General features: G+C 67.3%; 24 protein-coding genes and 3 tRNA genes. 15 read left to right on the top strand and 12 right to left on the bottom strand.

Annotated elements, in window-relative coordinates:
- Positions 1-2: 2 nt before the first annotated feature.
- Together ftsH and hpt are read right to left on the bottom strand one after the other, a co-directional pair.
- Positions 3-2,003, bottom strand: a complete 2,001-nt coding sequence (ftsH, locus tag MRBLMI13_RS11150; protein WP_042536976.1) for an ATP-dependent zinc metalloprotease FtsH — start codon at positions 2,001-2,003, stop codon at positions 3-5.
- A gap of 81 nt (positions 2,004-2,084) precedes the next feature.
- A complete protein-coding gene (hpt, locus tag MRBLMI13_RS11145; protein ID WP_042536974.1) occupies positions 2,085-2,636 on the bottom strand; it encodes a hypoxanthine phosphoribosyltransferase in 552 nt (183 codons plus the stop codon).
- Between the two features lie 139 nt (positions 2,637-2,775).
- Here hpt and MRBLMI13_RS11140 point away from each other — a divergent pair, with 139 nt between their 5' ends.
- Positions 2,776-3,366: a DUF937 domain-containing protein gene (locus tag MRBLMI13_RS11140; RefSeq protein WP_042536972.1), complete on the top strand. Its 591-nt coding sequence runs from the start codon at positions 2,776-2,778 to the stop codon at positions 3,364-3,366.
- A 91-nt stretch (positions 3,367-3,457) separates the two neighbouring features.
- Here MRBLMI13_RS11140 and tilS read toward each other — a convergent pair whose 3' ends face one another.
- On the bottom strand, positions 3,458-4,444 hold the full coding sequence (tilS, locus tag MRBLMI13_RS11135; RefSeq protein WP_367822523.1) for a tRNA lysidine(34) synthetase TilS: 987 nt from the start codon (positions 4,442-4,444) through the stop codon (positions 3,458-3,460).
- A 107-nt stretch (positions 4,445-4,551) separates the two neighbouring features.
- Here tilS and MRBLMI13_RS11130 point away from each other — a divergent pair, with 107 nt between their 5' ends.
- A complete protein-coding gene (locus MRBLMI13_RS11130) occupies positions 4,552-5,181 on the top strand; it encodes a TMEM175 family protein (RefSeq protein ID WP_367822521.1) in 630 nt (209 codons plus the stop codon).
- Positions 5,182-5,224: 43 nt separating this feature from the next.
- Complete coding sequence (locus tag MRBLMI13_RS11125; protein ID WP_042536967.1) at positions 5,225-5,716, top strand: inorganic diphosphatase; 492 nt, start codon at positions 5,225-5,227, stop codon at positions 5,714-5,716.
- A gap of 73 nt (positions 5,717-5,789) precedes the next feature.
- On the opposite strand, the gene MRBLMI13_RS11120 is transcribed toward MRBLMI13_RS11125, so the two are convergent.
- Positions 5,790-7,157, bottom strand: coding sequence for a peptidoglycan DD-metalloendopeptidase family protein (locus MRBLMI13_RS11120; protein WP_367822519.1), 1,368 nt, complete (start codon positions 7,155-7,157; stop codon positions 5,790-5,792).
- 211 nt (positions 7,158-7,368) lie between these two features.
- Here MRBLMI13_RS11120 and MRBLMI13_RS11115 point away from each other — a divergent pair.
- From MRBLMI13_RS11115 to MRBLMI13_RS11090, 6 genes are all read left to right on the top strand, one after another.
- Positions 7,369-7,441: transfer RNA gene (locus MRBLMI13_RS11115), tRNA-Glu, on the top strand.
- Between the two features lie 29 nt (positions 7,442-7,470).
- A tRNA-Asp gene (locus MRBLMI13_RS11110) sits at positions 7,471-7,544 on the top strand.
- Between the two features lie 71 nt (positions 7,545-7,615).
- Positions 7,616-7,688 (top strand) — tRNA-Phe (locus MRBLMI13_RS11105).
- A gap of 121 nt (positions 7,689-7,809) precedes the next feature.
- A complete protein-coding gene (locus MRBLMI13_RS11100; protein WP_367822517.1) occupies positions 7,810-8,118 on the top strand; it encodes a hypothetical protein in 309 nt (102 codons plus the stop codon).
- A 105-nt stretch (positions 8,119-8,223) separates the two neighbouring features.
- Complete coding sequence (locus MRBLMI13_RS11095) at positions 8,224-8,847, top strand: GntR family transcriptional regulator (protein ID WP_367822515.1); 624 nt, start codon at positions 8,224-8,226, stop codon at positions 8,845-8,847.
- 314 nt (positions 8,848-9,161) lie between these two features.
- The gene (locus MRBLMI13_RS11090; protein ID WP_367822513.1) at positions 9,162-10,082 is read left to right on the top strand and encodes an AEC family transporter; all 921 of its coding nucleotides are present in this window, start codon (positions 9,162-9,164) and stop codon (positions 10,080-10,082) included.
- Here MRBLMI13_RS11090 and MRBLMI13_RS11085 read toward each other — a convergent pair.
- Positions 10,063-10,797: a DUF2071 domain-containing protein gene (locus MRBLMI13_RS11085; RefSeq protein ID WP_042536960.1), complete on the bottom strand. Its 735-nt coding sequence runs from the start codon at positions 10,795-10,797 to the stop codon at positions 10,063-10,065. The genes MRBLMI13_RS11090 and MRBLMI13_RS11085 overlap by 20 nt on opposite strands.
- 71 nt (positions 10,798-10,868) lie before the next feature.
- On the opposite strand from MRBLMI13_RS11085, the gene MRBLMI13_RS11080 reads away from it, so the two are divergent.
- The 6 genes from MRBLMI13_RS11080 to MRBLMI13_RS11055 all read left to right on the top strand — a co-directional run bounded on the left by MRBLMI13_RS11080 (position 10,869) and on the right by MRBLMI13_RS11055 (position 16,791).
- Complete coding sequence (locus MRBLMI13_RS11080) at positions 10,869-11,372, top strand: hypothetical protein (protein WP_367822511.1); 504 nt, start codon at positions 10,869-10,871, stop codon at positions 11,370-11,372.
- A 168-nt stretch (positions 11,373-11,540) separates the two neighbouring features.
- Entirely contained in the window at positions 11,541-12,956 is a 1,416-nt protein-coding gene (locus MRBLMI13_RS11075; protein ID WP_309693748.1) for a cell division initiation protein, read from the top strand.
- A gap of 146 nt (positions 12,957-13,102) precedes the next feature.
- Entirely contained in the window at positions 13,103-14,008 is a 906-nt protein-coding gene (locus MRBLMI13_RS11070; RefSeq protein WP_042536953.1) for an ABC transporter ATP-binding protein, read from the top strand.
- The gene (locus MRBLMI13_RS11065) at positions 14,005-14,838 is read left to right on the top strand and encodes an ABC transporter permease (protein WP_367822508.1); all 834 of its coding nucleotides are present in this window, start codon (positions 14,005-14,007) and stop codon (positions 14,836-14,838) included. Before MRBLMI13_RS11070 ends, MRBLMI13_RS11065 begins: the two co-directional genes overlap by 4 nt.
- 94 nt (positions 14,839-14,932) lie before the next feature.
- Complete coding sequence (locus tag MRBLMI13_RS11060) at positions 14,933-16,171, top strand: sensor histidine kinase (protein ID WP_367822506.1); 1,239 nt, start codon at positions 14,933-14,935, stop codon at positions 16,169-16,171.
- Positions 16,168-16,791 (top strand): response regulator, encoded by a 624-nt coding sequence (locus MRBLMI13_RS11055; RefSeq protein ID WP_367822504.1) that lies wholly within the window; start codon positions 16,168-16,170, stop codon positions 16,789-16,791. Before MRBLMI13_RS11060 ends, MRBLMI13_RS11055 begins: the two co-directional genes overlap by 4 nt.
- A 70-nt stretch (positions 16,792-16,861) precedes the next feature.
- Here MRBLMI13_RS11055 and MRBLMI13_RS11050 read toward each other — a convergent pair whose 3' ends face one another.
- The 7 genes from MRBLMI13_RS11050 to MRBLMI13_RS11020 form a co-directional block, all read right to left on the bottom strand.
- On the bottom strand, positions 16,862-17,980 hold the full coding sequence (locus tag MRBLMI13_RS11050) for a fatty acid desaturase family protein (protein ID WP_042537176.1): 1,119 nt from the start codon (positions 17,978-17,980) through the stop codon (positions 16,862-16,864).
- Positions 17,981-18,127: 147 nt separating this feature from the next.
- The gene (locus MRBLMI13_RS11045) at positions 18,128-18,412 is read right to left on the bottom strand and encodes a hypothetical protein (protein WP_311879854.1); all 285 of its coding nucleotides are present in this window, start codon (positions 18,410-18,412) and stop codon (positions 18,128-18,130) included.
- A gap of 192 nt (positions 18,413-18,604) precedes the next feature.
- Positions 18,605-19,048: a Sec-independent protein translocase subunit TatA/TatB gene (locus MRBLMI13_RS11040; protein ID WP_367822502.1), complete on the bottom strand. Its 444-nt coding sequence runs from the start codon at positions 19,046-19,048 to the stop codon at positions 18,605-18,607.
- Positions 19,045-19,851, bottom strand: coding sequence for a twin-arginine translocase subunit TatC (gene tatC / locus MRBLMI13_RS11035; RefSeq protein WP_367822500.1), 807 nt, complete (start codon positions 19,849-19,851; stop codon positions 19,045-19,047). The genes MRBLMI13_RS11040 and tatC overlap by 4 nt, the downstream gene beginning before the upstream one ends.
- Positions 19,852-19,854: 3 nt before the next feature.
- The gene (gene tatA, locus MRBLMI13_RS11030; RefSeq protein WP_367822498.1) at positions 19,855-20,097 is read right to left on the bottom strand and encodes a twin-arginine translocase TatA/TatE family subunit; all 243 of its coding nucleotides are present in this window, start codon (positions 20,095-20,097) and stop codon (positions 19,855-19,857) included.
- Positions 20,098-20,135: 38 nt separating this feature from the next.
- Positions 20,136-21,119: an intradiol ring-cleavage dioxygenase gene (locus MRBLMI13_RS11025; protein WP_367822496.1), complete on the bottom strand. Its 984-nt coding sequence runs from the start codon at positions 21,117-21,119 to the stop codon at positions 20,136-20,138.
- Positions 21,120-21,208: 89 nt separating this feature from the next.
- Entirely contained in the window at positions 21,209-22,339 is a 1,131-nt protein-coding gene (locus MRBLMI13_RS11020; protein WP_079113896.1) for a low temperature requirement protein A, read from the bottom strand.
- Positions 22,340-22,514: the final 175 nt, after the last annotated feature.

Here is a 22,514-nt window from a genome sequence, read left to right as displayed (position 1 = left end):
GGTCAGGCCGTCGCGGGTCGAGCCTGGCCGGCTCCCGCCGATCCGGGCTGCGTGCGGGGAGCCGATGTGGGCGCTTCGACCGAAGCCACCAGTGAGACGTCCTTCTTCGGGACCTCGATCGGAGGCCGCTCCGAGACGGGGCGGTCCTCGCTCGAGAGCCACAGCGGACGCTCGGGGAGCTTCTTCACCTCGGTGAAGATCTCCGCGATCTGGTTGTGATCGAGGGTCTCCTCCTCGAGCAGCGACAGGGCGAGGCGATCGAGGATGTCGCGGTTGGCGCTGATGACCTCGTAGGCCTCGTTGTGAGCCTGCTCGATGAGCGCGCGCACCTCTGCGTCCACCCGCTCGGCGACCCTCTCGGAGTACTCGCGTCCCCTGCCCATGTCGCGACCGGCGAAGGGCTCGCCGCCCTCGCTGCCGAGCTTGACCGGTCCGACCTGGGTGGTCATGCCGTACTCGAGCACCATCTTGCGAGCGATCGACGTCGCCTTCTCGATGTCGTTCGAGGCGCCGGTGGTCGGATCGTGGAACACGATCTCCTCAGCGACGCGACCGCCCATGGCGTAGGTCAGCTGGTCCTGCAGCTCGTTGCGCGTGATGGAGTACTTGTCGTCGAGCGGCAGCACCATCGTGTAGCCGAGAGCCTTGCCCCGGGGCAGGATCGTGATCTTCGTGACGGGGTCGGTGTAGTTCATCGCCGCGGCAGCGAGAGCGTGACCGCCCTCGTGGTACGCGGTGATGAGCTTCTCCTTGTCCTTCATCACGCGGGTGCGACGCTGGGGGCCGGCGATCACGCGGTCGATGGCCTCATCGAGGGCACGGTTGTCGACCAGCTGCGCGTTCGAGCGAGCGGTCAGCAGTGCGGCCTCGTTGAGGACGTTCGCGAGATCCGCTCCGGTGAAGCCGGGGGTCTTGCGGGCGACGACCTCGAGGTCGACGCTCTTCGACAGCGGCTTGCCCTTGCTGTGCACCTCGAGGATCTTCTGGCGCCCGCGCAGGTCGGGGGCGTCGACGCCGATCTGGCGGTCGAAGCGGCCGGGGCGCAGGAGAGCCGGGTCGAGGATGTCGGGGCGGTTGGTCGCCGCGATCACGATGACGTTCGCGTTCGGGTCGAAGCCGTCCATCTCGACGAGCATCTGGTTGAGCGTCTGCTCGCGCTCGTCGTTTCCGCCGCCCATGCCGGCGCCGCGGTGGCGACCGACGGCGTCGATCTCATCGATGAAGATGATCGCCGGCGCGTTCTCCTTGGCCTGGTTGAACAGGTCACGGACGCGGGAGGCGCCGACACCGACGAACATCTCGACGAAGTCAGAACCCGAGATCGAGTAGAACGGGGCTCCGGCCTCTCCGGCGACGGCGCGGGCGAGCAGCGTCTTTCCGGTTCCTGGAGGGCCGTACAGCAGCACGCCCTTCGGGATGCGGGCGCCGATGGCCTGGAACTTGGCCGGGTCCTGCAGGAACTCCTTGATCTCGTGGAGCTCCTCGATCGCCTCGTCTGCACCCGCGACATCGGCGAAGGTGACCGTCGGGGTCTCCTTGTTGACGAGCTTCGCCTTGGACTTGCCGAACTGCATGACCTTGCTGCCGCCGCCCTGCATCGACGAGAGCAGCCACCAGAACAGCAGGCCGAGCAGCACGAGGGGAAGAAGAAGGGAGAGGATGCCGTCGAACCACGTCGCGCGCGGCACGGCGTCGTTGAAGCCGTCCTTCGGTTCGGCGGCGTTGATCGCCGAGACGACCTCTTCGGCGCGCGCCTCGACGTAGTAGAACTGAACGTTCTCCGAGCCCTCGAACGCCTTCGACAGGGTCATGTCGACGCGCTGGTCTCCGTCGGTGTTCACGACCTCGGTGACCGTCTTGCCGGAGAGCAGCTCCAGACCCTCCTGGGTCGTGATCTGCTTCGGCGCGCCGAGGTTCGAGATCAGCAGGAAGCCGCCGAACAGCAGCAGACCGATCAGAGCGACGTAGATCAGCGGATTCCGAGTGAGCTTCTTGACATCCATGGTCGGATCAGCGTATCGCGCGGGCCCTAGGTGGCCGCTGTGCGTTCACCCACGGCGTAGCGGTGCGCCCCGAGCGGCCGATCAGCTGTAGACGTGGGGAGCGAGCACCGCGACATCGCGCAGGTTGCGGTAACGCTCGTCGTAGTCGAGGCCGTAGCCGACGACGAAGTCGGTGGGGATGTCGAAGCCGACGTACTTGCAGTCGATGACGACCTTCGCGGCCTCCGGCTTGCGCAGCAGTGCGAGCACCTCGATCGACTCCGCACCGCGCGACTCGAAGTTCTCGAGCAGCCAGCTGAGGGTGAGGCCAGAGTCGATGATGTCCTCGACGATCAGCACGTGCTTGCCGTTCAGGTCGGTGTCGAGGTCCTTGCGGATCTGCACAACGCCGCTCGACTTGGTGCTCGCGCCGTAGCTCGAGACCGCCATCCAGTCCATCGGGGCGTGGAAGGGAAGAGCACGTGCGAAGTCCGCCATGACCATGACCGCGCCCTTGAGCACGCCGACGAGGATGATCTCCTTGCCCTCGTAGTCGGCCGCGACCCGAGTCGCGAGCTCATCGAGCTTGGCGATGATCTCCTCCTCTGTGACGAGGATCTGAGCAAGGTCGTCCTGGATCTCCGCGGCGCGCATGGATTGATTTTAGGTGACGCACCGGCATGGTCCCGCACAGGATCCGCAGATCGTCCACCAGAATTCCGGGTACAGGCTAGGCATCCGCACGACTGTGGCGCATGAACGGGCGTGGGCCCGCAGACGGAAGGATTCACCCATGGCACTCGACGACATCCTCACGCAGGTCCCGATCGACGACATCGCCGCGAAGCTCGGAGTCTCCCCCGACGTCGCCAAAGAGGCAGTCGAACAGGGCGGCGCCGTGCTGCTCGGCGGCCTCGCCAAGAACGCGTCCACCGCGGAGGGCTCTGCGGCGATCGAGAACGCTCTGAAGCGCCACCAGGGCAAGGCCGGGGCGGCGAAGGTAGACGACATCGATCAGGCCGATGGTGGCAAGATCGTCGCGCACATCCTCGGCGACGACGAGAAGCAGGTCACCGAGAAGCTGACGGAGTCGAAGGAGACCGCCGGCATCGACTTCGGCAAGCTCCTCCCGATCCTCGCTCCGATCGTGATGGGCCTGATCGCCAACGCCACGAAGGACAAGTCCGCGAAGCCCGACGCTGCAGAGACGCAGTCGGGTGGCGGCGGCATCGGCGATGTGATCGGCGGGATCCTCGGCGGCGGCAGCTCGTCGGGTGGCGGCGGCATCGGAGACCTGCTCGGCGGCATCCTCGGCGGCGGAAAGTCCTCGGGTGGCGGCGGCATCGGAGACCTGCTCGGCGGCCTTCTCGGCGGCAAGAAGTAGCAGCCGCCCCCGCTTGACCAGAACCCCTGCGGCCCTCGAGGACGGGACCGCAGGGGTTCTCTCGTCGCTGCGCGTCGCGGGGGGCTGCGACTCAGCGCGCGGTGAAGACGATGCGTCCGCCCACCCGGGCCGCCGAGCAGGACGGCAGGTCGATGGGTCCCTGACCCGCCCAGTCCGTGGCGAGCCGCGCGACCTCGAGAGTCTGCAGGCGCGTCAGGCTCACCCCGAACTCGCTGTCGACCACCAGTCGGATGATCCGATTGCGCAGAGCCGCCGGATTGGCGGCGAGAGCGGCGACGCTGACCGAGATCCCTGCCTCGGCATGCTCGACGATGTCCTCGATCGTCTCGTGGATCATCTCGTCGAACGCCTCGGCGTCTTCCCGCAGCTGTTCGGCCGTGCGCGCCAGAGCCTCGGCGATGCCGGGGCCGAGTTCCGCTTCGAGCACCGGCAGCACGCGGTCGCGCACACGCACCCGCGCGAATCGCTGCTCTGCGTTGTGCGGGTCGTCCCAGACCTCGAGGTCGGATGCCGTGCAGCACGCTCGTGTGGTCTCGCGCCGCACCGCGAGCAACGGCCGCACCCAGCGCAGCCCGTCGTCGTCTTCGCGCACCGGCGCCATCCCCTGCAGGCTCGCCGCGCCGGATCCGCGGGCGAGGCCGAGCAGCACCGTTTCGGCCTGGTCGTCGAGCGTGTGTCCGAGCAGCACGGCTGAAGCGCCGGCGTCCGCGGCAGCGTCCTTCAGCACCCGGTACCGCGCGTCGCGGGCCGCGGCCTCCGGACCGCCGTCCTCGCCCACCTCGGCCCGGACGATGAGAGCGTCGAGCCCCAGCGCCGCCGCCGTTCGCGCGGCGCGCGCCGCGACAGCATCCGATCCGTCCTGAAGACCGTGGTCGACCGTGAGACTCCCCGCTCGGAGTCCGAGCTTGGGGGCTTCGAACGCGGTCGCCGCGGCGAGCGCGAGCGAGTCCGCTCCCCCGGAGAGAGCGACGACGACGGTCGATCCCGCGGGCAGATCGGCGAGCGCGGTGCGCACGGCGAGGCGGATCTCGGCGATGGCGGGTGATAGCGACGGCACAGACCAACGGTAGATCACGAGGATGGATCGCCGCGCAGGTCTCGCGCTCTGCGGGCTCTGCGCCCTAACCTGGCGCCGTGACGGATCACCCAGTACGGTTCAGGGCAGTGCGGTTCAGGACAGAGCGGTTCAAGGCGTTCGTCGATGCCGTCGTCGCGATCGCGATGACCCTGCTGATCCTTCCGCTCATGGAATCCGTGTCCGAGGCCGCCTCCGGCACGCTCAGCACGGCCGAGTTCTTCGTCGAGCATTCGGGTCAGCTGCTGAGCTTCGGGCTGAGCTTCGTCCTCATCGCGACGTTCTGGATGGGCCACCATCGGCAGTACCGCGACGTCGAGTGGGTCACGGGCCCGCTGCTCTGGATCAACATCGCCTGGATGGCGACGATCGTCTGGCTGCCCGTGCCGACCGCGATGATCGGACAGATGGAGACCGACTCTCTGCAGCCGGTGGTCTACATCGGCACGCTGATCCTCACGCAGATCACGACCCTGGCGGGGTGGCTCTATCTGCTGCGTCATCCCGACTTCACGACGACGCCCGTCGAGGTTCTGCGAGCGGGCGTGATCGGCGACCTCGCCGCGATCATCCTGTTCCTGATCGCCCTCGCGATCGCGGTGTTCGTGCCGTCGCTCGGCTACGCCGGGCTCCTCGTGCTGCTGCTGACAGGGGTCGTGACGACGCTGCTGAGCCGGGCGTCGCGGCAGGCGCCCAGGCCATCCACCGGCCGCGGGTAGGCTAGTGCGCGGCATCCAACCGTCATTTCTGAGGAGCACACGCATGGGCGCACACGACGCCGTCATCGAGATCCCGCGCGGCAGCCGCGTGAAGTACGAGGTCGACCACGAGACCGGACGAGTGCACCTCGACCGCGTGCTCTACACGACCTTCGGGTACCCCGCCGACTACGGCTACTTCGACAACACCCTCGGAGAGGACGGCGACCCGCTCGACGTGCTCGTGCTTCTCGACCACGCGATCTACCCCGGCGTCGTGGTCGAGGTGCGCCCCGTCGCCGTGCTCAAGATGAGCGACGAGGCCGGCGGAGACGACAAGCTCGTCGCCGTGCTGTCGAAGGACCCCCGTTGGGCACACATCCAGGACATCGGCGACGTCGCCGAGTTCACCAAGAAGGAGATCGAGCACTTCTTCGAGCACTACAAGGACCTCGAGCCCAACAAGTGGGTCAAGGTCGACGCGTGGGGCGACGCCGCAGAGGCGCAGCGCATCCTCGACGAGGCGATCGTCCGCTTCGGCGAGCAGGGTCACTGACCCCTCGCTGCAACGAGGAAGACCCCCGGATCCGCACAGCGGCCGGGGGTCTTCCTCGTCGTGGACGCGGAACTCAGACCGAGACGCCGCGATCGGCGAGGAAGGTGATGGGGTTGGTGTACGCGCCGTTGATGTAGACCTCGAAGTGCAGGTGGCAGCCGACGGATGCTCCGGTGTTGCCGGCGTAGGCGATGACCTGACCGGAGTTCACCCAGGTGCCGCTGCGGACCGCGAATCCACCGTCCCTGATGTGCGCATAGCCGGAGGAGACTCCGCCTCCGTGCTGGATGCGGATGTAGTTGCCGTAGTTGCCCCTGGGGCCGGCGTAGTCGACGGTGCCGGACTGCGCCGCGTAGATCGCCGCTCCGCAGCCGTTCGCGAGGTCGACGCCGTAGTGGTAGCCGGAGCATGCCGCGCAGGGCTTGGGACGAGGGCCGAACCCCGCGCTGCGGTGGCCGCCGTGCGGTCGGACCCAGCCTCCCGATCCGGGTGACCCGCCGACTCCTCCGCCTCCACCGCCACCGCCGCCATTGCCTGCGGCGGCAGCAGCGGCCTCGGCCGCTTCGCGACGCTTGCGTTCTTCCTCCGCGACGCGCACGCCCTCCTGGTAGCCGGCCACGGTCGTCGCCGTGGCGTCCTTCAGGGCGGCGAGCTGCGCCTGCATCGTCGCGAGGTTGGCCGACTGCTCGTCGAGCGCCGCCTGGGCGGCGTCGGCTGCGGCCTGGGCCTCGATCATCTGCTGCTCGGCGATCTGCTGCAGACGGTCGCGCTCGGTGCGGGCGACGACGGCCTGATCGGTGAGCGCCTGGGCCGAGTTGCGTGCGGCGACCGCGTTGTCGTGCACCGTCTGGTTGTACTGGTAGACCTTGTCCATCGTCCCGAGACGAGAGAGCAGCTGGTCGGCGTTGTCGGCCGAGCCGGCGAAGAAGAGTTCGAGGGCGGTGTCATCGCCTCCGTTGCGATAGAGCTGAGCGGCGAGCTGGGCGGCCTTCTTGGTCGCGTCGTCGGCGACGAGCGCCTGCTCGTCGGCCTTCGACTGGAGCTCATCTGCGACGGCGATGGCGTCGAAGTACGCCAGCTGTGCGGCGTTGTACTCCTCGCCGGCGAGGACGGCCTTGGCCTGCGCGTCCGCCACCCGCTGCTTGAGCGACTGGATGAGCCCCTCGATGCGCGTGACCTCGCCTGCCTTCGCGGCCTCGTTGTTCATCGCGTTCTGGACGTCGTCCCAGCTGGGATACGTCGCCGCGTACGCGGCGGTCACGCCATTCGAGACGCCGAAGGCGCTGAGGGCGACGACGCTGAGCGCGCCGAGAGTGAGGGCGCCGCGACGGGTGACCGAGCGGTCCTTCCAGAACGCACGGCTCTCCGCGGGCGTCGGCGCGCAGCCGCAGTCGTCGGATGCCGCCGCAGCAGCATTCGTCGTCGAGTCCTTGTCGTTCACTCGGCCCCTTCCGCCGGTTTCACAAATGCCACACTAACAACTTCTTTCACATCCGCACCAGGAGGCGGACAGCGCGAGAGGACACAGTGATACGGGTCCATCGTCCTCCCGAACACGCCCGGGGTACAGCAGGCTCGCCCTCGATTCGCGTTTTGCTCAGATCTTCCCTTATGCTTGAGCGTCGGCAAGGAAGTCCTCCGGGACAGACTTCGGCCCCATCGTTTAGCGGCCTAGGACGCCGCCCTTTCACGGCGGTAGCACGGGTTCGAATCCCGTTGGGGTCACTCCTTCCGGTATAATTGAAAACAAGTATGGCCCTGTAGCGCAGTTGGTTAGCGTGCCGCCCTGTCACGGCGGAGGTCGCGGGTTCAAGTCCCGTCAGGGTCGCTCTAAGCGACGGGCCTTTCTCTTCGAGAAGGGCCCTTTCGTCTAGATGCGACAGGTCTAGCCCGTCGCACGGCTCTGTAGCTCAGTTGGTAGAGCGCACGACTGAAAATCGTGAGGTCACGGGATCGACGCCCGTCGGAGCCACAGGGTGATCATTACAGTCACCTTAGGAACCCTCGCCTAGCTTCTACATGGCGGGGGTTTCCGCTTTTCCCGCGCGGAGGCGATCTGCTCGCCGGACACCGCACTTGATACCGTCGATGACATGTTCGTCTTCGGAATCGCTGCCGCTGTCGTCGGGATCGCGATCTTCCACACCGCTCTCGGGATGACTCTTCGAGCCAACGCGACCACGCGAGTTCCGTTCGGCGGCAAGCCTCGGACGACGCCTGAGCGCTCGATCGCACTGCGGGCCGTGGGCGCCGGACTCATCGTGCTCGGCGCCGCGCTCGTGAGCACCGCGGGATGGCACTGGACGATCATGGTGGTTCTGGCCGGTCCCGTCGCAGCGCTCGTCGTGCTGATCCTCCACAACCGGCGCGTCAGCCGCGAGGCCTCGTTCACACGAGAGTGACGACCGCATAGATGCAGTCCATGAGTGCGGCTGCAGCACGGTAGACACGCAGGTCGTCTCTCGCGGTCGATATCCCACCCGACGTATGCGAAGTAATATATCGATATGGGACCTGACCTGCCGGTTGTGCCTGGGGCGCAGCGGAACCTCGGAGCTGAGGAGCTCTTCCGCCGACTGGCGACGTCGATCGCCGACGGCACTTATGCTCCGGGCGCGAAACTGAGCGACAAGGCGATCGCCGACGACCTCGGCGTCACCCGCACCCCGGTGCGAGAGGCAGTGCAGCGACTCGCGCGAGCCGGGCTGATGGAAGTCCACGCGAATCGCTATTCGATGGTCACCGACATCACCGACGAACGCTCACGCATCACCCGCGAGTTCGCCGCGTCTCAGGGCGGCGAGATCATCCGCGAGGCTGCACTCGCGCTGTCCGAGGCGGACCTCGCCATCGCGTGCGAGCTGATCGGCGAGGCTATCGAGTCGGTCGAGTCCGGCAAGGGCTGGATCGAGGCCCATGTCGAGCTCTTCGAATTCCTGACCGACCGTGCGCTGAACGATCTCTATCGACTGATGCTGAGCGACTTCTGGTATCTCGTGTTCCGCGATCTCTACCTCGGAGAGCCGCGAGTGAACACGCGGGAGTCTCTCGAGGAGCTCGAGTCCGCGATGCGCGCTCGCAGCGCGACCGCCGGCGTCAAGGCCGTGCAGAGGATGCTCCGCCTGAAGTAGCGGATCCACTCCGAGGAGTTGGTTCCGGTCCCCCGCGCCCGAACGGGGGGACCGGATCAGTCGATGAGAAGGTCCGCAAGCGCACCCACCCCCCAGTGGGCGCTCAAGACCGAGAGACTCGAGGGCACGTCTGGTTCGACCGACGGAGAGCAGCAGACTGCGGCTCGTCGTATTGCCAGCGTATTGGCGAGACGGGCACTGACGCTGATCGGGGCTCAACCATTGACGCCGAGACGCTCGAACTGCTATGCCGAGACACCCTGCCCGAGCCGCCGGTGACGACGGGGGGAGTCCGGGCTGGATACGCTCGAACCATGCTCGAGACGTTCACCGGATTCGCGGTCGTGGGGGTGGCGATCGCCCTCGGGTACCTGCTCGGGCGGATCGATCTGCTCGGCCCGCACGCCCGGCATGTGCTCGGCCGCCTGATCTTCTTCGTGCTGTCGCCGTTCCTGCTCTTCACCGTGCTCGCCCATGCCGATGCGAAGATGCTCTTCTCCTCGCTGCTCCCCGTCTCGGCGATAGCGGCCGTCGCGATCATCGCGATCTACACGCTGGTGGCGCGACTCTGGTGGAAGCGCCCCGTCGGAGAGACGCTGATCGGCGCCCTGTCGGCCGGGCAGGTCAACTCGAACAACATCGGCATCCCACTGTCTCTGTACCTGCTCGGCAGCGCCGCCTACCCCGCGCCGGTCGTGCTCATGCAGCTGCTGGTCTTCACGCCGGTCTCGCTGACGATCCTCGATGCCGTCACGAGCGACCGGGTCTCGCTGCGCAAGACCTTCGTGCGCACGGCGACCAACCCGATCATCATCGCCTCCCTCCTCGGAACCCTCGTCTCGGTGCTGGGCATCACTGTTCCGCCCATCGTCATGGAGCCCGCGCAGCTGATCGCCGATGCTGCCGTGCCGGTGCTGCTGATCAGCTACGGCATCTCGCTGCACGGCCAGCGCGTCCTCGGAGCCCCCGGACACCGCCGAGACATCATCGTCGCCACATCGCTCAAGCTCATCGCGATGCCCCTGATCGCCTGGGTCGTGGCGGAGTTCGTCTTCGGACTCTCTTCGGCCGAGGTGCTGATCGTCGTCATCCTCGCGGCGCTTCCGACCGCCCAGAACGTCTTCAACTACTCGCAGCGATACGACATCGGCGAGACCATCTCGCGTGACACCGTGTTCCTCACCACGCTCGGCTGCCTGCCCGTGCTGATCCTCATCATGTTCCTGCTGGGGTGAGCACCGCAGCATCCCGCCGGCCGCCGACGCCGGAGAGGGTCAGCGGGAGATCGCGCATCACGACGACGCTGTCGAAGACCGCGGCCCCGGCGGGAAGCGCCTCGAAGAACGACGACCGAAGGTGGTGCAGACGGGCACCTTCGACCTTCCACGAGTCGGACGCGAGCGCGACCGGTTCGACGGTGCGTCGGTCGCGCGCCAGTGACCACCCGATGCGACCGGAGCGGTAGAAGTCGGAGGCCTCGTCGACAGACGCGAACAGCGCACTCGACCACTCGCCGCCCACTTCGACATCGGCGTCGAGGCTGTGCCCGGCCGCTTCCATCGCGAGCGCGTAACGATCGCCGGATTCCTCGATCCGGAATCGCGCCCTCCGATGCACCCCGGGGAACAGTCGTCCACCGAACAGCACCGGATGCCATGCCGAACTGTGGCGTTCGAAGATGAAGACCCCCTGCTCGACGCCGTCGGGGCCGTCCCACTCGACGGCGATCCGATGAGCGGCGTTCTCGGAGCGGAGGCCCCATCGACCGCTCGACCAGCCCGGGCGGATCGATTCCAGACCCAGCACGCACACGCCGGCGACCGCAGAGCCGTCGACGATTCGAGGGCGGAACCCCGCAGGCAGCAGCGAGACGGCGACGTCAGGGTCCACCCGGTAGCTGATCAGAAGTCGTCGGCGCAGCTGCGCCCGTACGTCGCGAATGATCCTCATATTGTGAATCTAGCACTGTAGCTAAATTACTCCAAGGGTGTCGGCTTATCCGCCTCCCGTAGGTTGTATGCGTGGACAACGCGCTCATCTACGTCGCCGTGATCGCCGCGATCCTCGTGCTGGCGATCTTCCTCCCCCGCTGGGTGCGCCGCTCGACCGACGCGGCTGGAGGAAGAGAAGGGCGGCGCTACGCGACGACCCGCCTCACCGGGATCCTCGACGAACTGGACACGACCCTGGTGCTGCATGCGCCGGAAGCCACAGCACGCGAGGTCGTCGACGGTGTCGTGCTGCAGCAGCCGCGCAAGTTCACCCGGCTCGGGGACGGGGGCTACGGCATCCGATTCATCGAGCCCGACGACGCGATCGTGCGGCTCGTCGATGATGAGCGCGGAACCCGGCTGGAGGTCGAGAGGGTCCGCGAGCACCTGGGCGTGCCGAACACCTCGGAGTTCTGGGCAGACCTGCGCTCCGGCGTCTCCGCGGCCGCGCACGTGAGGGGCATCGATGTCTCCCCGGGACGGCCGACCCAGCACCGGCGCGACGAGGCGACGGGAACATGGATGCCGGTCTAGACCGACCGCACGTCGCGTACCGGAACACCGGGTGCATCTCACAGCCGCCGCAACTAGGCTGTGGTATTGCTGATGACGCACCGGCCCCACCACAGCCGGCCTCGCGACGGCACCATTTCTCATCACAGCCCTCAGTCCCTCTGTGACCTGCGCCGGAAAGGCCGACCAATGAGTGAATCCCCCAATAACGACCGGACTCCCGATTTCTTCGACAAGCTGATTGAAGAGACGCCCCGTGAGCAGTCCGGCTTCACAGCGTCGTTCCGCGGCTACGACAAGGCCGAGGTCGACTCGGCTCTGAGCGCGCTGCGCAATCAGCTGCAGCAGGCGAAGGCGGACCTCGCCGCCACCGAGGCGCGCCACGAAGACGCCGTCGAGGCGCTCCGCGAAGAAGAGCGCATCGCCCGCGAAGAACTCGAGGCCGAGCTTCTCGCCACCAAGGCGAAGGCCGCGGAGACCGAGCAGCAGGTCGCCACCCTGACCAACGAGCTCGTCGACACTCCGCGGGCGGACGGCCAGGAGGCGCCGTCGCGCGAGCAGTTCGAGGCCATCCTCCGTGTCGCCGAAGAGCAGGCGAACGTGCTCATCCAGAACGCCGCAGTGCAGGCAGACCGCCTGATGGCCGCAGCTCGCGAAGAGGTCACCACGCAGCGTGCCGAGGCGGATGCCGATGTCACCCGCATCATCGCCCACGCTCAGCACGATGCCGACCAGGTGCGCCTGAAGATCGACACCGAGTACACCGCGCACCAGGCGACTCTCGAGCGCGAGGCCGCGCACGCCGCCGAGCGGGTGCACCAGGCGACGCAGGAAGCCACGGCGATCCGCACCGAGGCCGAGAAGGGCGCTGCGGCGCTTCGCTCGCTCGTCACTCGCGAGACGACCCAGCTGCGTGCCGAGGCGGAGCGCGAGGTGCGCGAGATGAACGCGCGCGTGCTCGAGTTCGAGGAGACGCTCACCCGACGCCAGGACGACGCCCAGCAGGAGTTCCTCGTGCTGCACAACCAGGCCGTCGCCCACGCCGAGCGCATCACGAACGATGCCAACGAGCAGGTCGCCGCGTCGCTCGATCATGCACAGCGCATCTCCGCGAAGGCCGACGACTACGAGCGGCTGATGCGCTCGCAGGCGCAGACCATCGAAGCGGATGCCCAGGTGCGCGCCCGCGACACGCTCGACCGTGCGCGCGTGAAGTCGCAGAAGATCGTCGACTCTGTGACGAGTCACACCTCCGCAGTACTGCGGGATGCCGAAGACCAGGCGCGCCAGCTGCGCTGGCAGCAGCAGCAGCTCGCCAGCTTCATGGCCGAGGTGCGCGAGCTGATCCGCCCGGAGGGGATCTTCAGCGACCAGCAGAAAGAGGACGCCGTCGCCCCGGCGGCCGACGCTGACGACGACGTACTCGACGTCGACACCCTCGATGCCGAGATCCTCGAAGACGACCAGGACGACATTGTCGAGCCCGTCGAGGAGTTCCGCGGGGACGAGGCCCTCGACGATGAGCTCCTCGATGACGACGCCGAGACCATCGACGGCAAGATCACCATCGAGGTCGTCGAGACCGATGAGAAGGCCTCACGCTGACCTCGATCTCCTGACGAACAGGGGCGTGGGCGGACATTCCGCTCACGCCCCTGTTCCGTCCTCAGCGGGCATCAACCGATCGGTGGATGCCGGAGTCCGTCGCTTCACGGCTACCGCTCGCGCTCTTCCGCGGGCACGCTGGGAACATGACAGACAGCGTGATCGAGGTGCGGGATCTCCGCAAGGACTACGGCGGGTTCGCCGCCGTCGACGGCATCAGCTTCGACATCGGCCGGGGCGAGACGTTCGCGCTGCTCGGCCCGAACGGTGCAGGAAAGTCGACGACCATCGAGATCCTCGAGGGATATCGACACCGCACGTCCGGCGAGGTGCGTGTGCTCGGCGTCGACCCGCAGCGCGGCGGGCTGGACTGGAAGGCACGCCTGGGCATCGTGCTGCAATCCACCGGCGAAGCGGGCAACTTCACCGTACGTGAGCTGCTCACCGAGTTCGCCGGGTACTACCCACGCCCTCGCGACATCGACGAGGTGATCGCCGCGGTGGGCCTCGAGCAGAAGCAGCGCTCCCGTGCAGGGAAGCTCTCCGGCGGACAGCAGCGCCGCCTCGACGTCGCACTGGGGATCATCGGTCGACCCGAGATGCTGTTCCTCGACGAACCGACCACGGGTTTCGATCCAGAGGCACGCCGCCAGTTCTGGGATCTCATCCGCTCGCTCAAGGCAGAGGGAACCACCATCCTGCTGACCACCCATTACCTCGACGAAGCGGCTCAGCTCGGCGACCGCGCCGCGGTCATCACAGGGGGGCGGATCGCCGCGATCGGACCGATCGACGAGATCGGCGGCCCGGACGCACGCACACCGCTGGTGCGCTGGCGGGATGCGACGGGCACGCGTCATGAGCAGCGCACCCCGACTCCTGGAGCGTTCGTCTCGGGGCTGCAGACGACGATCGGCGAACCCGACGCCCTGGAGGTCGTCCGCCCGACCCTCGAGGACATCTACCTCGGCCTGATCCGAGAGCACGACGCCGCATCCGCCGCGGACCCCACGGCAGACGACAGCCTCACCGACCTGAAGGAGCCGGCATGAGCACCATGACCGCACCGACGCGCTTCGGCCTCCCCCGCACGATCCGACTCGGCGTGCGTCGCATCGGCTTCGAGCTGCGACAGTACTTCCGGGCGGGAGATCAGGTCTTCTTCACGTTCCTGTTCCCCACCGTGATGTATCTGATCTTCGCGACCATCTTCACCGGCGACGTCGGCGAAGGCGCTGACAAGGTGAGCATGGCGACGTACTACCTCCCCGGACTCATCGCGGGCGGCATCTTCCTCTCCGGAGTGCAGGGCCTGTCGATCGAGATCGCAGTCGAGAAGAGCGACGGCACGCTGAAGCGCCTCGGAAGCACCCCGATCTCGCCCGCGACGTATTTCATCGGCAAGATCGGCGAGGTGTTCGTGACCGCGATCCTGCAGATGGCGCTGCTCCTCACCGTCGCGGTCGTGCTCTACAAGGTGCAGCTGCCCGCGGATGCAGAGTCGTGGGGCCTGTTCGCCTGGGTGTTCGTGCTCGGTCTGCTCTCGTGCACGCTGCTCGGCATCGCCCTGTCGGCGCTCCCCCGTTCGGGCAAGACCGCGTCGGCCGTGGTGATCCCGGTCGTGCTGCTGCTGCAGTTCATCTCGGGCGTCTACATCGCCTTCTCAGCCCTGCCCGAGTGGCTGCAGAACGTCGCCGCCGTGTTCCCGCTCAAATGGATCGCTCAGGGGATGCGCGCGGCGATCCTGCCCGACTCGTTCAACGTCGCAGAACCGGGCGGCGAATGGAACCTCGGTCTCGTCGCGATCATGCTGGCGATCTGGCTCATCGCAGGCTTCATCCTCAGCCGCGCGACCTTCCGCTGGATCCGACAGAGCGGATGACATCGGCATCGCGGTCGCCCCGGCGCACGGTTCGACGTCATCGCGGCGTCGGGCTGTGCGTCGGGCTGTGCCGAACAGTGGAAGAGTGGTGCGCATGAGCCGCGTGATCCGCCGAGAGCGCCTGGGGTGGGACATCGCCGCGACCGCGCTGCTGCTCGCGGTGGCCGGCCTCTCCCTCACCCTCCCGCAGAACGTCCCCGGGTCACGCTGGGTGCTCGTCGCCATCACCGTCGGGGTCTTCCTCGTCTACGCGTTCGGCGCCCGCGCCTATGTCGGGATTCATGAGGGCGTGGAGGATCCTGCGCCCGCTGTCTCGGCGCTGCTGCAGGTCGCGATGATCTCGCTTCTCGCGGTGGGCGTCGCTATCGAGCCGAACATGCTGCTGCTGCAGACCCTGGTGCTGCCGCTCATCTGGATGACGTCACGATCGACCCTGCAGGCCGTGCTGGTCACGGTGGGCAACGGCGTCGTGCTCGGTCTCGCCTACGGCTACTGGGGCGACTTCACCGCCGATGCGCTCAGCACCGGTTTTCTCTCGTCCGGTCTGTCGACCGCGTTCAGCCTCGCTCTCGGCCTCTGGATCACGCGCATCGCCGAGTGGGGCGTCGAGCGCCAGAATCTCCTGGCGGATCTGACCGACGCACAGGCGGGCCTCGAGACGGCGAGCCGCGAAGCCGGTGCGATCGAGGAGCGCGCTCGTCTCGCTCGCGACGTGCACGACACGATCGCCCAGAGCCTCGCGAGCATCGTCATGCTCGCAGAGCGCGCGCGTCTCGACGGCTCGCCCGCCGCGATCGAGCTGATCGAGAGCGCGGCACGAGAGGCGCTCGTCGAAGCCAGGGCTCTCGTGGCCGTCACCTCGCCCGCGCCGTCCGCCGGCTCGCTCGGAGACGCGCTCCGCCGCCTCGGCGCCCGCTTCGCGAGGGAGACCGGCATGCGCGTGGATGTGTCGGCATCGGATGCTGTGCTGGCGCGAGACGTGCAGGTCGTCCTGCTGCGTTGCGCGCAAGAGGGCCTCGCGAACGTGCGCAAGCACTCCGGCGCCGCATCCGCTCGGGTCACCCTCGCGATCGCCGATTCCGCGGAGCTCCGCATCCGCGATGACGGCCGCGGACTCGGAGGAGTCTCGATCGACGATGACCGCGGATTCGGTCTTGCCGGGATGCGCGAGCGGGTCTCCCTCGTCGGCGGCACGTTGACCGTCGCAGACGGAGCGCAGACCGGCACAGACCTGACCGTGCGCATCCCGCTGCACGCCGAGGCCGCGACCGTGGCCGACTCCACGACCGTGGCCGAGTCCGAGGCCGAGGCCGAGAAGGAGACGACGCCATGATCCGCGTCATCGTCGCCGACGACCATCCGATCGTGCGGTCCGGCATCGTGGGACTCATCGCCCTCGATCCGGGGCTCGAAGTCGTTGGGCAGGCGGCTAACGGCGCCGAGGCGGTCGACCTGGCCGCTCGTCTGCGCCCGGATGTCGTGCTGATGGATCTCCGGATGCCCGGCACCTCCGGCATCGAGGCGACGTCGCGCATCGCTGCACAGCTGCCCGAGGTGCGCGTTCTCGTGCTGACGACGTACGAGACCGACGACGACATCCTCGGTGCGATCGAGGCGGGGGCGAGCGGTTACCTCCTCAAGGCCGCCCCGCAGGAGGAGATAGTCGCGGGGATCCGCGCCGTCGCTGACGGCCATACGGTCCTCGCCCCGACGATCGCCGCCACGCTCGTCACGCGTATGCGCGGCGACCGACCGGGCAGACCTCAGCTGAGCCCGCGGGAACGCGAAGTGCTCCGCCTCGTCGCGGCGGGTCGCAGCAATCCGGAGATCGCCCGCGAGCTGTTCATCGGCGAGGCCACTGTGAAGACCCACCTGATCCACGTCTTCGAGAAGCTCGAGGTCTCCGACCGCACGCGCGCCGTGACGCGGGCGCTCGAACTCGGCCTGATCTAGACGACGACGGAGAACGCGAACGGCCCCCATCCCGAGGGATGAGGGCCGTTCGAATCGACGCCGAGGCGTGTTACGCGCGGACGAACTGTGTGGCTGCGGGGCAGTCGAAGGGATCAGCACCGGCAGCGAGGCCGACCCGGTTGAGGTACTCGATGACGATCGCGTACGAGCGCAGAAGGCTCGTCTCGGTGTAGGGCACGTCGTTCGAGACGCAGTAGTCGCGGACGATCTCGCGGGCCTTCGAGAGGTGCGGACGCGGCATGTTCGGGAACAGGTGGTGCTCCACCTGATAGTTGAGACCGCCCATGAGCCAGGTGGCCCACCATCCGCCGCGGATGTTGCGCGAGGTGCGCACCTGCTTCGAGAAGAAGTCGAGGCGGGCGTTCGGGTCGATGATCGGCATGCCCTTGTGGTTCGGGGCGAACGACGCCCCCATGTAGACGCCGAAGACGGCGAGCTGCACGCCCATGAAGGCGAATGCCATGCCGAGCGGGAGCATCAGGAAGACCGGGATCAGAACGATCGCGAACCGGAGGGCGATCAGCCCCAGCTCGATCCAACGGCCCTTGGCCTTCTTGCTGGTCACCAGGTGCTTGACGCCGAGATAGTGGAGGTTGAGCCCCTCGAGCGTCAGCAGCGGGAAGAACAGCCATCCCTGCTTGCGCGTGATCAGGCGGACGATGCCGCGCGACTGCGCCGCATCCGTCTCGAGGAACGAGATCGTGTCGACCTCGATGTCGGGGTCCTTTCCGACCTGGTTCGGGTTTCCGTGGTGCTTGGTGTGCTTGGAGTCCCACCACGAGTAGCTGATGCCGACGACGCCGGCGGCCAGGATGCGAGCGAGGCGGAAGTTCGCCGGGCCCGAGGTGAGGATCTGGCGGTGCGCCGCCTCATGGGCGAGGAACGCCACCTGCGTGAGGACGAGGCCGAGGCCAGCGGCGATCAGCAGCTGGAACCAGCTGTCGCCGAGCAGGATGAAGCCGGTGATGAGTCCTCCGAGGGCGACGGCGAGGCCGGCGGCGACGAAGATGTAGAACCATCCGGCGCGCCGGAGAAGGCCCGTCTCCCGGACGACCTGCGACACCTGCTTGTAAGCGTGCGTCATCGGGGGGATGTCTGCGTTTCCGGAATACGTCTGGCGTACCGGTCCGAGCGTGGCCGCGGTCTTTTCGACCTGTGAAATGGAGATGTTGCTCTCCCGTCGATTGGAGCCCTTGAGCTGTGATAAGCCCAAGGCAGATCGCCCAACGCTTAACTCAACCTAACCCCCCGCACATGCGCCGTGGGGAATACATCGGCACCCCTTGACGATTCACAGGTCCTGTGAATGAAACGGTCAGGCGCGGGCTCGCCGAGGGCGTCTTCTCAGGGCCCGCGGGAGCGCGAACGAGAAGGTGCGTGCGCGGCGTTTCGGGGCGCACGCGCCCTCGAGTGCCTCGCGCGCGTCGTCGAGAGAATCGAAGGCGCCGAGCTCGGTCCCGCGCTGATCACGGGCGAGGTGGGTGGTGCCGTCGAACTCGATGAAACCGGCGAATTCGCCTGATCGGGTCGCGACGTGCACGTCTGCGTCGGCCTGTTTCCAGGTCAACGGGTCAGAAGGAGGAAAAGTGGTCATGCTCATGGTCATACTCATTGCTGTGTGACGGGCACGCGATATCGCGACCCGCAAGATGTGAGATCAAGGGCGGATGCCGCGCGCATCGATGCACGTGGTCCGTAATGGCCCTGATCAGTGGCTCCGTGGACGGCCTAGATAGGGCCAGAACACACGGTGCTCCATCAGTCTAGCAGGTCGGCTTGGCCGGTGCTCGTTTCAGCTTTCGGCCGGGACCCACACACGCCGCGGGTGGCCCGACGACCCCGCCATGATCCAGGCCCCCTCGGGCTCGGGCCGCGCGTCATCGGCCGCATCCGCCGTCGCCGAGTCCTCCGTCACAGCGTTCTCCGTCACAGTGTTCTCCGTGACGATCGGCACCTGCTCCCTCGGCTCCGCGCTCTCCCCCGCCGCCCACGCGTCGCGGATGATCCGCCGAGGGTCGTACTGCCGAGGATCCAACGCCGTCCAGTCCTGGCGGATGCTCGCCACACCGGTCTCCTGCTCGGCTCGCCGCGCCGCGTCGCCTGCGAGCAGGGTGACACGGCGGACGAGCGCCCCGAGACGGCGCGCGTACTCGGGCAGCCGTCGAGGACCGATGATCACCGCCGCGATCAGCGCGACGAGGAACAGCTTCTCGATCGTGAGTCCGAACATCGTCATCCCTCCGTCGCGCCGGCGATCATCGCAGCCGCGCTGCGGCGTGCTCTGCGGTCATGGAGCCAGGCGATGAGCAACGCCACCAGGAACAGCACGGTCATGGGAACGGCGATCAGGAACATCGACAGCACGTCGGCCGCCGGGGTCACGACCGCGGTGAACAGGACGATGGCGACGATGACGATGCGCCAGCTCCTCGCGATCGCCCCGGACGACACGACGCCCAGCAGATTGAGCATCACGAGGAACACGGGAAGCACGAAGGCGATGCCCGTGGCGAGCACGATCTTGAGGATGAAGTCGACGTAGTACGAGGCCTGCAGCAGGGTGCTGTCTTCGGCCGCGGCGAAGCTCGCCAGCAGTTCGACCATGTGAGGGAACAGGAGGAGACCCGTCAGGCAGCCGCCGGCGAACAGGGGGACGGATGCTCCGAGGAACCCGAACGTGTACTTCTTCTCCTTCGTGGTGAGGCCCGGGGCGAGGAACGCGAAGAGCTCGTACATCCACACGGGACTCGACAGAGCCACACCCGCGAAGAGTGCGATCTTGAGCTTGAGGTCGAACGCCCCGGTGATGCTGTCGTAGTTCAGGCTCGCATCGCGCGACGCGGCGAGCGCAGTGATGGGTGCCCGCACCACCTCGAGGATCTGGTCTGACAGGACATATCCGGCGGCCACCCCGACCAGGAGCGCTGCCGCCGCGCGGTACGAGCGCCTGCGCGCCTCCCGCAGGTGCGACGACAACGGCATCCCGGTCGGAGCGGACGACGTGCTCGCCTCGACGGCGTCAGCGACGAGCGCGGACACGTTCTACTCCGCGGCCCGCAGGGCAGGCCTGACGACGTCGGCGGAATCGCGAGCATCCGCAGGGTCACCGACGCCCGATGCCGGATCCGCCCGCGCGTCGCTCGAGGTCTCTGCGACCTCCGACTTGAGGATGCGCATGGACTGGCCGACGCTCCTGGCGAGGGCGGGGAGCTTCGCGGCGCCGAAGATGAGGACGACGATCGCGAGGATGATCAGGGCGTGCCACCCTGTGAGGTTCTGAAGCATGTCTTCCTTCTTTCTCGTATGAGGTGCGTGGTTCGTGATCAGTCGGACGGCGGCTCACCACCGCCGCCTGGGCCGCCCTCGCCGCCCGACGGGGCGGAGCCCGCGCTCGGCGTCGTGGTCGTGTCGACGCCCACCACGAGCGATGCGGAGTACCCGCTGCCGGCGTCACCGGTGACCGTGGCCAGTTGAAGGGCGCCGGAGTCGTCGCCGAAGACGTTGTCGGAGGAGAGGCTCGTCTGCGCGAGGTTCTGCGAGGACCCCGGGTACCGCGAGTCGGCATAGACGGTGACGCAGACGTCTTCCGGCAGCGCCAGCTGGGAGGTGGCGATGGCGTTGGCCGAGTCCGTGATCGAGTCGACGTCCGGATAGACCTCGAAGTGGATGTGCGGCCAGCGGCCCGAGTAGCATCCGGGGAAGATCGACGTGAACGAGACCTTGCCGTCGGCATCCGCGACCTGCACTCCGCGGAGATAGGTGACGTCCTCGAGGCCCGAGGAGTACATCGAGTACTCACCCTCGGCCGTGCAGTGCCACGCGTAGACCGCGACTCCCTCGAACGGGACGCTGCCGTTCGCGAGATCCACGACCTGCAGCTCGAAGGTCAAGGGGATGCCGTCTGCGGTCGCCGAGCCGTCGATCGAGGTCGTGATGTCCTGACGCACGATGCCGGACTCCTCGAGGACATCCGGCCCGTTCGAGCCGTCGCCGGGGTACGGCCCTGCGGTCTCATCCGGGATCTCGCCCGTCGCTGTCGTGGCCGTCGATCCGGACGAGCCACCCGTGTCGGTCGTCGCCGTCGAGTCGCTCGTGCTCGACGTGCTGCTCTGCGACGGCGCGCATCCGGCGAGCACCAGCGCACCCACCCCGAGCCCGGCGAGTCCGAGCACGCCGCGGCGGCTCACCAGCGTGCGGATGTCGAAGGCGGCGCCCTGATCGACGACCTCCTCGTCGGCGCGGTCGAGCAGTCGCCCCTCGTAGGTCGGGCCCTCAGGGGTCTGGACGGGTTCGGGGATGCGGCTCATGATCGTGCTCCTCTCGGCGTGGATGGGTGTCGATGTACCCATGGTCACGGAGGGCCCGATCAGCGAGCTATGTCTCGTCTATGCGAAGACTAAGACTCCCGGCGGACGGGCGGGTGCAGGACGAGCACGACGACGATCACGACGAGGACGGCGGCCGTGATCGCCACCGGGATCGGCAGGATCGGGTCGAGCAGCACCACCGCCGCACCGAGCGGGATGACCGTGTTCACGACGCTGTCGGCGTGCTCGCGGATCGCGATCCACCAGATGCCGAGCAGGAACAGCGCGATGGGGATGGCCACCGTGAGAGAACCGACGGCGTGAGGGAGATGACTCTCGCCGGTCAGGACGTCGAGCTCGACCTCGATTCCGGCCGAGAACGCGGCGGCCGCGGCGAAGACGAAATAGTGCGAGTACCCGTAACGGAGCGACCGCCCGAACGTCGTGATCGCCTTGTGATGCGGCGGCCAGAAGTAGATCCACCACAGCGAGGCGGTCACCACCAGGGTCAGCACGGAGATCGAGATGAGCGGCACGAAGGAGTCGAGCTCGTTCCTCGCATCGATGATCGCGTTGGCGGAGGCGAGGAGGCTCTCGCCGAGCACGATGAGCGTGAAGAGGCCGTAGCGCTCCGTGATGTGATGCGGATGCCAGGGCGTCTGCCTGCGGTGCTCGGCGAACACCGGCACGCTGATCTCGACGAGCGCGAAGACGACGAAGGCCACGATCTGGAAAGGTCCCGACGGGATGAAGAGGAACAGCACCCACAGCGCCTGCACACCGGCGATGCCGAAAGCGTACCTACGGGTCGCGGCTTTCAGCTCTCCCGCACCACGAGACGCGCGCAGCCATTGCCCGATCATCGCGAGACGCATCACGATGTAGCCGATCACCGGCAGCGTGAAGTCACCGCGCTCGAACGCCGCGGGGATCCCGGCCGCCAGCACGAGGACTCCGCCCATCTGCACGATCGTCGTGACGCGGTAGAGCCAGTCGTCGGTGTCGAATGATGTGGCGAACCACGTGAAGTTCATCCACGCCCACCACACCGCGAAGAACACCAGCGCATAGGAGGTGATGCCGTGGACGAAGTCGCCGTGGCTCAGCGCATGGTGCAGTTGGGCCGAGGCGATGCTCACCGCGACGACGAAGACGAGATCGAAGAACAGCTCGAGCGTGCTTGCGGTGCGATGCGGTTGCGCCGGATCCCTGGGCAGCATGCGGCTGAGATGGAATCGGGTCGCTGAGGTGGTCGTCACGCGGTCAGAATATCGGCGCCGCTCGCCCCGGAGCGCATGTACTGGAATAAAGGTTGATCCACTCGCGTGAATTACCTTCCGCTGAACGTCCGGTTCCGCTAGAGTGAACGAAGTCTGCAGTGCCTGCTGCCAGCAC

It is taken from the genome of Microbacterium sp. LMI13-1-1.1, from assembly GCF_040815625.1.
Taxonomy (GTDB): Bacteria; Actinomycetota; Actinomycetes; order Actinomycetales; family Microbacteriaceae; genus Microbacterium; species Microbacterium forte.
Note: the sequence above shows the minus strand (reverse complement) of the source record. Positions and strands in the feature narration are given on the sequence as shown.